Raw genomic sequence first — 12459 nt, 5'->3', positions numbered from 1 at the left:
TGGCACGGGGAGCGCCGGGGTCCTATACCCGAACTTGGGGAGCACCGGGGGCGCGATGTCGACGGGCTCGTCCGGTGCGCGTTCGGGGCACGCCGAAGGGCCTCCCGACCGATGCCGAGAGGCCCCCTGTCCGCGACGTCGCTCAGCTGCGGAACACCACGTCGACGAAGTAGTTCGTCGCGTTCCAGGAGCTGTTCGGGAAGCCGCCACCGCTGCCGTAGAGATAGCGCCCGTTGTTGGTCGCCGGTGCCGTCAGGACGCCGGACGTCCAGCCGGAGCCGAAGAACGCCCCCGTCGCCGAGTAGTGGCCGTTGGGTGCGTAGTACGACACGACGTAGGTCTGGCCACCGGTCAGCGAGACCGGTGATGCGAAGGTCGCCGTCTGCCACCCGCTGGCGGACTCACCGGTGAAGGTCACCGTCGCGAGCCGCGTCCCGGTCGAGGACCAGATCGAGCCGGTGTGCACACCGGTGTTGCCCGCGCCCTTGTAGAAGCGCACCTGCGTCACCTGACCGTTGACGCTCGGCGTGAACGACGTGCCGAGCTCCACCGGGTCGCCGTCGTTGACCGAGGTCGTGGCCGGGGTCTGGCCGTCGAACAACGACGTCAGCACGGTCGTCGGCGGCTCGGTGTGGAAGGTCCACGTCTGCGTGGGCAGGACGGCCCCTCGGGTCGACACGACCCCGGAGACGGTGACGGTCACGTCGGCATCCGCAGGCAGGCTCGCCGACGGCGTGAACGTCAGCGTCTTCTGGTCGTCGGAGAGCGCGACCGTGCCGGGGATCGTCGTCACCCCCTGCTTGGCCGTCATCGTGTAGCCCGTGGCCACCGGCTCGTCGAACGTGATCGACGGCGCGACACCACGAGGGACGTTGGTCGCCCCCGAGGCGGGCAGCCGGCCGGTCACGCTGATCGTCGGTGTCGCGGGCTCGAACACCACGTCGACGAAGTACGACGACGCGTTGTAGCTGAACGTCGGGAACCCGCCGCCGGCGCCGTAGAGGTAGCGCCCGTTCGAGTCTGCTGGCGCGGTGAGGTCACCGGACGTCAGCGCGGACGAGAAGAACCCCGGCGTGTAGGAGTAGTGCCCCTGGGGCGCGTAGTACGACACGACGTACGTCGTCCCGGCCGTCAGCGTGACCGGCGAGGACAGCGCGGCCTGCTGCCAGCCGTTCGCCGTCTCGTTGGCGAACGTGACCGTCGCCAGTCGCGTGCCGGACGAGCTCCAGAGCGAGCCCGTGTGGGTGCCGTTGTTGCCGGGGCCCTTGTAGAAGCGGATCCCGGTCACCGTGCCGTTGCGGGTCGGGCTGAACGCCGTGCCGAGCTCGACCGGGGAGCTCTCGTCCACGGCCGTCACCTGGGGCACCTGGCCCGTGAACAGCGACTGGCTGGTGACGGAGTCCGGCCCTCGGGTGTGGAAGGTCCACGTCTGGGTGGCCAGCGTCGCGCCCTCCTGGGACTTCAGCCCGCTCACCTGCACCCGGATGTCGCTGTCCGCCGGCAGCGTCGCCGACGGGGTGAACGTCAGCTGGGTGGCCGACGGGTCGAGGACCGTGGTGCCCGCGATCGCCTGACCGCTCGGCTGCTGCGTCACCGCGACGGCGTACCCGGACGCGAGCGGGTCGGAGACCTGGATCCCGATCGTGGTGCCGCGCGGGACGTCGACCGCGTTGGGTGCGGGCGCCTGCGAGGTGACCGAGATCGTCGGCGCACCCTTCTGGAAGACGACGTCGACCAGGTAGCTGGTCGAGGCCGAGGTCGACGGGAACCCGGTCCCGTACGTGTAGGCACCCGCCGTCGACGTCACGCGGAGCGGCGCCTTCGACAGGTCGGCCGCGGCGAACGCGTTCGGGGTCGCCGAGTAGCGACCTACGGTCGTGCGGTACGACGCGACGTACTCGGTGTTCTTGGTGATCGCGACCGGCGAGGTGAACGTCAGCGTCTGCCAGCCGCTGGTGGACTCACCGCTGAACGTGCCCTCGGCGAGCTTCGTCCCGCTGGCGGACCAGAGCGTCCCGGTGTGCGAGCCCGTGTTGTTCGGGCCCTTGTAGAAGCGCACGCCCGTGACCGAGCCCGCGACGTCGCTCGTGAACCGCACCCCGAGCGTGACCGCGTCCGGGTCGTTGACCTCGAGCACCGTCGGGGTCGTCGACTCGTCGAAGAGCGAGCACGGGCAGACGCCGGGGACCCCAGCCGGACGCGCCGTCGTGAACGACCAGGTCTTGCCGGCGCTGAGCACGAGACCGGTGGTGTCCGTCCCGCTGACGGTCGCGGTGTACTGGACGAACCCGGACAGCGCCGCCGTCGGGGTGAACGTCACGGTGCGGGTGCCGGCGTCGTACGCCGTGCTGCCGGCCACCGTCGTTCCGTTGGAGTCCTTGAGGACCAGCGAGACCGTGCCGGCCGTCATCGGCTTCGAGAACGTGGCGCGCACCGTGGTCGACGGCGCGACGGACGAGGAGCCGGCGAGCGGCCACCGGTCCACGACCGCCGGCGGCGTCGTGTCGGTGGTCGAGAAGACGACGTCGACGAAGTAGCTGGAGTTCTTGTAGCTCTGGTCGGGGAACGCGCCGGCGTTGCCGTACACGCCCGCGGGCACGGCGCCGTACCCGCCCGCGACCTGGAACGGCGAGGCGTCGATGCCCTGGGCGGAGAAGGCGTCCGGCTGGTTGGCGTAGTGCCCGTTCGGCGCGGTGTACGAGACGACGTAGGTCTGCCCCGCGGTGACCGGCACCGCCGCGTTGAAGCTCACGGTCTGCCACCCGGTCGCGGACTCGTTGGCGAAGGTGGCCGTGCCGAGCTGCTGGCCGGCGCTGCTCCACAGCGACCCGACGTGCGTGCCGGTGTTGCCGGTGCCCTTGAAGAACCGCACCCCGGTGATGAAGCCGCTCGTGGTCGGCGTGAACCGCACGCCCAGCTCGGCGGCCGACGAGTCGTTGGCGGCCTGCGTCGCGACGCCCGCGTTCGTCAGGATCTTGGTGGGCGGCGGCGCGCTCCCGTAGATCGAGCACGGGCAGGAGACGGCGAGGCTGCGGCTGACGGCGGTCCCGATGTTCGCGCTGTCGTCGACGGCGCGGACCCGGAAGGCGTTGTCGCCGATGCCGTGCTGCACGAACGTGAAGGACCACGCCGTGGTGCCGGTGGCCGGGTGCCAGCTGCTGCCGGCGTCCGTCGAGTACTCGACGCCGGCGACGACGCCGCCACCGGTGTCAGCGGCGGTCCCGGTGACGGTCACCTGGGTGCCGTTGGCGGTGGCCGCACCCGCGGCGGGTGTCGAGATGGCGACGGTCGGCGCCGCGGTGTCGGTCGACTTCGTCGCCGCCGAGAGCGTGGACATCAGCGTGGTGGGCTGCGCCCCCATGTCGGCGAGCAGGTTGACCTGCGCCTGCTGCATCCGCTGGTCCGCAGGCTCTGCCGCGAACGGCGAGTCGTGCTCCTCGTCGAGGCCCCAGGTCCACTGGACGCTGCCGGCGCCGAAGACGAGCGCGCCGCTCGGCGCCTTGTAGAGCGTGATGTGGTGGGTCGTCGTGCCGTCGCCGACGAGTGACCCGTAGTCCTGCATGTACTGACCAGCGATCGCTCCGCTGACCGTCGACATGTCGATCAGACCCGGTGGTCGCGACCCGTTGTCCTGGTCCTCGTCGGACTCGTAGCCGACCGTGTGTGGAGCAAGCGCGGTGGTGTTGGCGACCATCGAGCTGAGCCCGGTATTTCGCCAGAGCCGCAGCTTGCCCTCGGCCTTGCTCACCGTGACCGGGAGGTCGGTGACGTTGGACATGAAGATCGTCCCGGACAGCGCGTTCTCCTGCAGCCCACCGCCCGCACTCTTGGGCGCGAACCGAGGGTCTCGCCAGGTGCCCGTCCACTCGGAGGACGGGTCGATCTTGTCCTGCGCCCAGGTCTCCTTGTAGGAGACGAGGGTGCGGTACGCCGTGTGGCTGCTGTCGGCCGAGGCCTCGTACCTCGTGCGCCAGTAGATCTCGTTGCCGCTCAGGAACTGGAGGTTGACGCCGGCGTCCCGCGCCGCCTCGACGTTCGCACGCTGGGCGCCGCTCCAGTACTCGTCGTGGCCGACCGACAGGAAGACCTTGTGGTTCTTGATCAGGGCGCCACGGCGATCGGTGTCCACGCCCGCCATGTAGCTCACGTCGTACCCGTTGCGCTCGAGGAAGCGCACCGCCGGGTACTCGTTGGAGAAGAAGAAGTCGCGGCCGCCGATGCCGTCGCGCGTCAGGACCGGCCGGTTGTAGCTGATCTTGTAGGCGCGACCGTTGGCGGCGCCCTGGTAGAAGTCCGAGCCGCCGTACGTGTTGTAGGCCTGCCACGTCGGGTCCGAGGTCTGGAAGACGACGTTCGACGTGCTCGCGTCGTCGCGCACCACGAAGGTGATGTGACTGGCGTCGCCGTTGTCGTTGCGCTTCAGCAGCGCGATGTAGACGCCGGACACGGCGGTGGACGGGACGTTCCACGACGCCGACACGCCCCAGGTCCCGCAGTCGTACAGCTCGGTGGTCGCGTCGGTGATGCACTGCGGCTGGTGCTGCGGCAACGAGGCCGACGGGTTCACCGTGGTGATCTCGCGGGCGCCGTCACCGCCGTACCACCCCATCCGGAAGATCGTGATCGAGTACGCCGAGGCGCTCGTGTCGATCTTGAAGTCGATCCGCGACCCGACGTTGACGCTGATGTCCGTCGCGAAGCCCTGGATCGAGTCGTCCCCGGCGCCGTCCACGTCCCAGACGCTCGGCGGGCTGCCGGGCTTGCTGTTCTCGCAGGCGATCTTGTTGCCACCGGTGCCGCAGGGGTCGGCCGCGGCGGCGGTCTCGACCGCGGTCACCGCTGCCAGTCCGGACAGCACCATCACGAGACAGACGAGCACGGACCCCGTGCGGGACCTGCGGAACCGAGACGGACGGAGGGGGTGGTGCGGCTTCGACACGGACATGTTCATCTCTGTTCTCTGAGCCTTCTCGGTTCTCTCAGCGCGGTGGTCAGCGCGAAGACGTCTGCGGTCGTTCGGTACGGAGACGGGAGCTCTCGTCCCGCAACCAGGTCGTGTAGTCGCCGGCGCGGACGGCCCTGCGGGACCGGCGGCGGGCGACCAGGCCGACGGCCAGGAAGACCGGCACCCGCAGCGCGAGGCGCGGATCCCGGACGGCCAGCGCGGCGAGCGTGGTCAGCGAGGTCGCCGAGGTCCGGCGCACGCCGAGGTCGGCGGCCTGGGTGTTGCCGGTCGCGACTCGGGTGCGGCGCAGGACCAGGTCCGCGGTCGTCCGCGGGGGGTGCACCACGACCGTGGCCTCGGTGACCACCTGACGCTCGGTCGGGAGGAAGGCCTCCGACATCGCGAGGTCGTCGTTCATCATCCCCGCCCGGAGGTCGACCCGTGCCTGCCCTGCGGCCGACAGCGCCACGACTCCACGGCCGAAGAGTCCGCTCCGCACCTCCGGCAGGGACTGCCAGACGCGGTAGTACGCACGCACGACCCAGCTGCACCCGTCGGTCGGGACGACCCGTCGCGGCCCGGTCGCCAGGGCCGTGCCGGCCCGGATCGGCTCGACGAGGCGGAGGACGTCCGCACCGGTGATCGCGACGTCCGCGTCGAGGTGCACGCGCGGGAAGACCGTCGTGGCGCGGTTGCCGACGACGGTCGCGCGAGCCTTCGAGGGCTCCGCGATCTCGACCACGCGGACGCCGGCCACCGATCGGGCCCGGTCCGCGGTGTCGTCGCTGCACCCGTTGCAGACGACGACGACGTCGAAGGTGCCGGGCACCACGTCGCCGAGCAACGTCCGCAGGGTGGCCTCGACCACCTGCGCCTCGTTGTGCGCCGGGATCACCACCGATGCCGTCACTCGCTTCGCCATCCGCCCCCCTCGGCGTCCGTGCTCGTCCACGCGTCGCGCTGGTCAGCGACGCGGCCACCCCGCTGGGACGACGACCCGACGATCGCAAGCGGACCGCCCGGGTTCGGAGGTCGATCGTGCGTTTCACCGGTATTGGGGAGCAGGGTGCGACGCCTTGTCCGGCGCCGTCGCGAGCGGGGTTTCGCGCCGTATCTGGCAAGGCGGAGGTGCGAAGGCGGGCCGGAGGCCCGTCGAGTCGTCGATCGTCCGGGGTCCCCGCGGAAGCGCGAGCGCAGCGAGCGTGTTTCGTGGGGTGGCGACTTCGCCGCCAGATCGGATGCGAAAGCCCGCGCAGCAGGCGCTTCCGGACAAGGGGCCGCGCCCTCGTCAGAAGTGATGCCGACCGAGGGTGGCGGCCGGCCCCCCAATCCGGCCGCCGAGCCCCCGCTGGTCCACACGATCCTGCGGCCGCCCGAAGGCCGCGCAGACCCATCGTGGGGATACCGAAATCTGGGGACCGGGGGGTCTCAAGTTGGGTAATCGCCCGACCGATAGGGCGTCGCGTGACGGGGCGGCCGGTCCATGGACGCCATGTCCCCCCACCTGTTCGACGACGCCACCCCCGACGCCACCACGGACGCGATCCGGAACCGCCACCACGTGCGGAACGCCGTCATCGGCCTCCTGGTCTGCCTGGCCCTGCTCGCACTGGCGCCGGTCGGAACCGTCCTCTACCTGGAGCACCGGCTGTCCGGGAACGTCGACCGGATCCCCGGTGTGTTCGACGGGCTGAGGGACCGGCCGAGCAGGCCGGCCGGACCGGCGGGCGACGCCGTCAACATCCTGCTCATCGGCACCGACCGCCGCTCCGACGTGCCGACGACCGGGTCCGACGCGGAGGCCGCGTCCTGGGTCGTCGGCGCCCAGCGCAGCGACGCGATGATGATCCTCCACATCAGCGCGGACCGTCGTTCCGCCTCGGTCATCTCGATCCCGCGCGACACCTGGGTGACCGTCCCGGGGGTCGGCAGCGCGAAGATCAACGCGGCGTACTCGTACGGCGGGCCGTCGCTCGCCGTCCAGACCGTCGAGCTCCTGACGGCGATCCGGATCGACCACGTCGCGGTCGTGGACTGGACGGGGTTCGCCGCCCTCATCGACGCCGTCGGGGGCATCGACGTCACCGTCCCCGAGACCGTCGTCGACACCGCGCGCGCCGTCACCTGGTCGGCCGGGGTGCACCACCTCGACGGCGCGGCGGCGCTGACGTACGTCCGGCAGCGCTACGGCCTGCGCGGCGGCGACCTCGACCGTGTCGCCCGTCAGCAGGCCGTCCTGCGGACCCTGATGCAGAGCGCCCTGCACCAGGAGATGCGCAAGGACCCGAAGATGCTCTTCGACTTCCTCGACACCGTGACCCAGCACCTGTCGGTGGACGACGCGTGGTCGACCAGGGACATGGTCGGCCTCGTGATCTCCATGCGCAGCTTCGAGACCGCCCACCTGACCTACCTGACGATGCCGGTGCGAGGGTTCGGTCGGGAGGGGGATCAGAGCGTCGTGTACGCCGACCGGAGAGCCGCCTCCGGGCTGTGGGGCGCGGTCGTGACCGACGAGCTCGCGGAGTGGACGGCACGGCACCCGCGGTCCCTGACCCCGACCGTCGTCAGCTGACTCGTCCCGACTATTGGGTAGTCGTCTCGTCGCGGCTTCCGCACCCGGCGCCGTTGCCCTCTGATGTGCCCATGACCAGACCGCCAGCGGCCACCGTCCACGGCTCCGCCGACGTCGATCCCGACGCGTCCATCGGCGCCGGCACCGTGATCTGGCACCTCGCCCAGGTCCGGGAGCGGGCCGTCGTCGGCAAGAGCTGCATCGTCGGCCGCGGGGCCTACGTCGGCCCGGGGGTGGCGATCGGCGACCGGTGCAAGATCCAGAACCATGCCCTGGTCTACGAGCCGGCCTTCGTCGAGAGCGGCGCGTTCATCGGACCCGCCGTCGTGCTCACCAACGACATGTTCCCCCGCGCGGTGACAGCTGACGGCCGCCTGAAGTCGGCAGACGACTGGCAGCCGGTGGGTGTCCACGTGCGCGAGGGTGCGTCGATCGGCGCGCGCGCGGTGTGCGTCGCGCCGGTGAGCATCGGGAGGTGGGCGATGGTGGCCGCCGGCGCCGTGGTCACCAAGGACGTCCCGGACTTCGCCCTGGTCGCCGGAGTGCCCGCACGGCAGGTGCGGTGGGTCGGCCACCAGGGCGTGCCGCTGGAGAACATCGGCCGCAACGTCTACCGCTGCCCGGTCTCCGGTCGTCAGTACGTCGAGTGGCAGGGCCGGTTGGAGGAGCAGGTCGACGTGCCACCACCCAGGTCGCCGAGTATTGATGATGACCAGCCCGTCGAGCACCGCTGATACTGGGAGGACCTCCGAGAACTCGGGTCCCTGACCGGTTCGTCAGCCGGCCGTCTCTCCGTGCGACTGTCCGCAGCAGCCCCTACCCCCGTGATCAACCCTAGGGCGCGCTCGGCAGCCGGAGCCGCTACCCCATGAGCGGCAGGACGGCCGGCTGGCGAACCATGCTCCCGGCGCCGGCGGCCGGCGCGGCGTCCCGAAGATGAGGTATCCGGGCTGGACTCGCCGACGCGCGGCACACGCGGTCCGCAGCGTTGGCCTCGTGACCACACAACGAACCGACACCGTGACCTCGACCGGCGACATCGAGCACCACAGCGGACGCGGGGTGCGACGCAAGCGGATCCTGGTCATCGACGACCATCCGCTCTTCGCCGAGTCGCTCGACCTCGCTCTCTCGCGGGTCGGCTACGAGGTCCGGCAGGCGGAGGTGCCGAGCAGCCCGGCCCGGGCGGCCAACCTGCTCACCCGGGCCGCGCGGACGCATGCCGACATCGTCCTGCTCGACCTCGACCTCGGGCACTTCGGCGATGGTGCACGGCTCATCCCCTCGCTGATCCAGAGCGGGGCGACGGTCGTCGTCGTGACCGCCAACCACGACCGAGCGCGGTGGGGGCAGTGCCTGCGGCTGGGTGCACGGAAGGTGATCAGCAAGACCGGTCAGCTCAACGAGGTCGTCGGGGTGCTGCGCCGCATCGACGCCGGGCTCCCGGTGCTGGCACCCGGAGAGCGGGACGAGCTGCTGCGCCTGTGGCACGAGCGGCGCGCGCAGCAGCAGCACGCGTGGGGTCGGCTGGAGCTGCTCTCCGTTCGCGAGTCCGAGGTGCTCGGCGACCTCTCCCACGGCCGTACGGTCCGTGAGATCGCCTCCCGCTCCTTCGTCTCCGAGGCGACGGTGCGCACGCAGGTCAAGTCGATCCTCGGCAAGCTCGAGGTCTCGTCGCAGCTGGCCGCGGTCGCGCTGGCACGCCAGGTCGACTGGACGTCGCCGGTCGACTGAGGCGGCCCTCAGGTCGCCCCGTCGATGGCGTGCAGCAGCGCCACGGCCGACAGCTGCGACCGCGCGTCGAGCTTCCTCAGGATCGCTCGCACCTGGCTGCGCACCGTCGCCACGGACAGTCCCAGCCTGCGCGCGATGGCGTCCACCCGGACGCCCTGGTAGAGCAGCGTCAGCACCTCGAGCTCGCGCGGCGCGAGGCTGTCGATGCGTCGCTGGATGTCTCCGTGCCGGGTCTGCACGGCCCGCCACGACTCGACGTACCTCGCCACGTCGGGCGACGGATCGGGCTCTCCGGCAGCCAGCCGGCGGACCAGGTCGGCGACGTCCGCGAGCGAGATGTCGCTCGACCTCACCGCCGCGGCGCCGGCGAGTGTAAGGCCACCCCAGGCCGGGCCAGGGGAAACCCCGGTGAGCACGAGCCACGGTCCAGACCAGCTCCTGAGCAGGGCCACCGCCTCCGCCATCCTGATGGACATGTCCACGTCGTACAGCAGCACGGCCACGTCGGCGCTGAGGTCCGCGAGCTGTCGTTGCACCGGCTCCGCTCCCGACGTGCGCGGCCAGCTGAGCACCTGCACCTGGAACCCTCGACTCGTCAGCGCGACGGCCACGGCGTCCGCGACGAGCCGCAGGTCGGACGCGAACGCCAGCGCGAGAGGTGGCTCCAGCGCCGAGCGGTCGACCGCTCCGGTCAGTGCGCTCGCCGCAGGGGAAGACGTCGCCACCATCTCGGCCATCGTGCCGTCGGCCGTCCGGGCGGTGTGCGGTCGTGAACGAACCTCCCCTGCTTTCGGGATGCCTCCTCGGCAGCGCCGGAGAGAGGGTGGTGTGCACGCCCCCCGGCGCGACCGTCTAGCACGCGACGGGGTCGGCGCACGCCCCGTGCCGTCCCTAATCTGGGGGATAACGTCACCGACTCAGTCGAAGTCGGAGCGTCGGCTGCGTAATCCTTCTGCCGAGATGCGGAAAATCGTGCGGAATTCGTTGCGAACCGTGGTCGCGACGGCGAGATAGTGCAACTCGGGGGAGTTGGGGGATCAATGTCACAGGAGCGCAGCGTTCGTCGCATGGCGGTCTGGGTCGCGGGCGGGGGGGCCGCCGCCGGGCTGCTCGTGCCCGAGTGGGGCGCCGACGGGGGCATCAGCCCCACCGCTGACATCTGCATGCTGGCGACCGCGGTGGCCATCCTGTGCGCCGGCACGTTCTTCTACGTCCACTGGCACATCGTGCAGGACCAGGCGCTGGCCTGGCTCGCGACGGTGACCGTGGCGTTCGGCCTGCAGGAGCTGCACTGGTTCATGCTCATCGTCGGCGACCGGCCCGGCTCGGACGCCCAGACCGCCTGGATCGGGCTCTACCAGGTCGGCATCACCGTGGGCCTCGGGATCCTGGTCACGGCTGGCCTCCGGCTGCCGGTGCGGCGCGACCCGCTGGCCACGGGCCTGCTCCTGGGCGCGAGCCTCATCGTCGTGCGGCTGCTCGTGCTCCAGCTCCCCGTCTCGGCACCGCCGACGACGGCGTACGTCCTCATCTTCACCGCCCTCGGGGTCGCCAGCGTCGTGAACGCGGTGCGCCTGTACCGGTCCCACCTGATCCCGGCCACCATGCGGCGCCCACTGGCCGCGACGTCCGTGCTCCTCGGCGTCGGGCAGGTCATGTCGACCGTCGCCGGCGCCCCACCGGCGATCATCCTCGTGGGCATGCTGGCCAACATGGCCGGCGGTACCTGTCTCCTCCTGACCGCGGCGGAGCGGGCACGGCACGCGGCCATCGACGATGCCGTGGCGTTGGCCATGCTCCAGCGGCGCCTGGCGGACGCCGAGCTGGACATGCACACCGACCAGGCCCGACTCCACGAGATCCGCAGCACCCTCGCCGGGATCGCGACCGCCAGCGACCTGCTGCGCCGCTCGGAGATCAACCCGGCCCGCCGCGAGCAGCTCAGCGAGATGACCAGGTCGGAGCTGCACCGGCTCGAGCGGCTCGTGTGCCTCGAACCGAGCGGAGCGCCGGTGCCGACCGAGCTCGACGCCGCACTGCGCCCGGTCGTCGTCCGCCACCAGGCCGCGGGACTGCCCATCCGGTGGCAACCGACCGGCCACGTCGCGATCGCCCGGTCCGACGACGTCGCCGAGATCGTCAACGTGCTGCTGTCGAACGCCCGGCGTCACGCCGGTACCTCACCGGTCGACGTGACGGTCCGGTCGGCCGGCGACCGCGTCGAGATCGCCGTGACGGACCAGGGACCCGGCGTGGACGCCGACCTCCGGGACCGCATCTTCGCGTGGGGCACGCGCAGCACCACCTCGCCCGGAGAGGGTGTCGGGCTGGCGACGGCGCAGCTGCTGGCGAGACAGCTCGGCGGGGACCTCCGACTCGACCCCGTGCTGCACCCCGGCGCCAGATTCGTGCTCTCCCTGACCCCGGCCTCCCTGGCAGCGGCGACCGTCACCCGTCAGGAGTTCGCCTCGTGAACGCAGCCAGGGCGCGCAGCCAGCTGAGGGTCGTCATCATCGAGGACCACGCCCTGTTCGCCGAGTCCCTGGAGCTCGCACTCAGCCTCGAGGGCTACGACGTGCAGCGGGTCCCGCTCCCCGAGGAAGGCGGATCCAACGCCCTCATCGCTGCGGTGGTCCGCGCTCGCCCTCGGATCGCGCTGTTGGATCTCGACCTGGGTCGCATGGGCGACGGGATGCGACTGATCAGCCCGCTCGTGAAGGCGGGGATCAACGTCGTGGTCGTGACCGGCTCGGGCGACCGGGCGAGGTGGGGTCAGTGCCTCCGGTACGGCGCCCGCAAGGTGCTGAGCAAGTCCCAGCCGCTCAACGAGATCCTCTCGACCGTGCGCCGCATCAACCAGGGTCTCCCGGTCATCGACCGCGAGGAGCGCGACCGCCTCATCGCCTTCTGGCACGAGCAGGGCCTGGAGAGGGCGGCGCTCCAGCGTCGCCTCGCGCTCCTGACGCCGCGCGAGGAGGCGGTGCTCGGCGAGCTGATGGAGGGGCGCACCGTGCGCGACATCGCCATCGCCAGCGTCGTGTCCGAGGCGACCGTGCGGACCCAGGTCAAGGCGATCCTCGCCAAGCTCGAGGTGTCCTCCCAGCTCGCCGCAGTGGGCCTGGCCAACACCTCGGGCTGGCGCCGGGTCTCCGACTGATCCCCGTCTCGCGACGCGCAGGACCCCTCCCGCCGTTGCCCTATTTCG

General features: G+C 71.2%; 8 protein-coding genes. 5 read left to right on the top strand and 3 right to left on the bottom strand.

The genetic code is table 11. The annotated features are described in order from the left end of the window. Positions 1-142: 142 nt before the first annotated feature. The gene (locus tag ASC77_RS10960) at positions 143-4879 is read right to left on the bottom strand and encodes a DUF4082 domain-containing protein (protein WP_235547587.1); all 4737 of its coding nucleotides are present in this window, start codon (positions 4877-4879) and stop codon (positions 143-145) included. Positions 4880-4991: 112 nt separating this feature from the next. Continuing rightward, positions 4992-5867, bottom strand: coding sequence for a glycosyltransferase family 2 protein (locus ASC77_RS10955; protein ID WP_056152153.1), 876 nt, complete (start codon positions 5865-5867; stop codon positions 4992-4994). A gap of 570 nt (positions 5868-6437) precedes the next feature. On the opposite strand from ASC77_RS10955, the gene ASC77_RS10950 reads away from it, so the two are divergent. From ASC77_RS10950 to ASC77_RS10940, 3 genes are all read left to right on the top strand, one after another. Beyond that, positions 6438-7520 (top strand): LCP family protein, encoded by a 1083-nt coding sequence (locus ASC77_RS10950; protein WP_082574720.1) that lies wholly within the window; start codon positions 6438-6440, stop codon positions 7518-7520. A gap of 71 nt (positions 7521-7591) precedes the next feature. Further along, positions 7592-8254, top strand: coding sequence for an acyltransferase (locus tag ASC77_RS10945; protein WP_056152148.1), 663 nt, complete (start codon positions 7592-7594; stop codon positions 8252-8254). A gap of 262 nt (positions 8255-8516) precedes the next feature. Continuing rightward, entirely contained in the window at positions 8517-9254 is a 738-nt protein-coding gene (locus ASC77_RS10940) for a response regulator transcription factor (RefSeq protein WP_235547585.1), read from the top strand. An 8-nt stretch (positions 9255-9262) separates the two neighbouring features. Here ASC77_RS10940 and ASC77_RS10935 read toward each other — a convergent pair whose 3' ends face one another. Next, complete coding sequence (locus ASC77_RS10935) at positions 9263-9982, bottom strand: helix-turn-helix transcriptional regulator (protein ID WP_162249817.1); 720 nt, start codon at positions 9980-9982, stop codon at positions 9263-9265. Positions 9983-10321: 339 nt separating this feature from the next. On the opposite strand from ASC77_RS10935, the gene ASC77_RS10930 reads away from it, so the two are divergent. Continuing rightward, positions 10322-11728 (top strand): sensor histidine kinase, encoded by a 1407-nt coding sequence (locus ASC77_RS10930; RefSeq protein WP_056152142.1) that lies wholly within the window; start codon positions 10322-10324, stop codon positions 11726-11728. Next, a complete protein-coding gene (locus tag ASC77_RS10925; RefSeq protein ID WP_235547583.1) occupies positions 11725-12411 on the top strand; it encodes a response regulator in 687 nt (228 codons plus the stop codon). Before ASC77_RS10930 ends, ASC77_RS10925 begins: the two co-directional genes overlap by 4 nt. The last annotated feature ends 48 nt before the right edge of the window (positions 12412-12459 follow it).

Source organism: Nocardioides sp. Root1257 (assembly GCF_001425175.1).
In the GTDB taxonomy this organism is placed as follows: Bacteria; Actinomycetota; Actinomycetes; order Propionibacteriales; family Nocardioidaceae; genus Nocardioides.
Note: the sequence above shows the minus strand (reverse complement) of the source record. Positions and strands in the feature narration are given on the sequence as shown.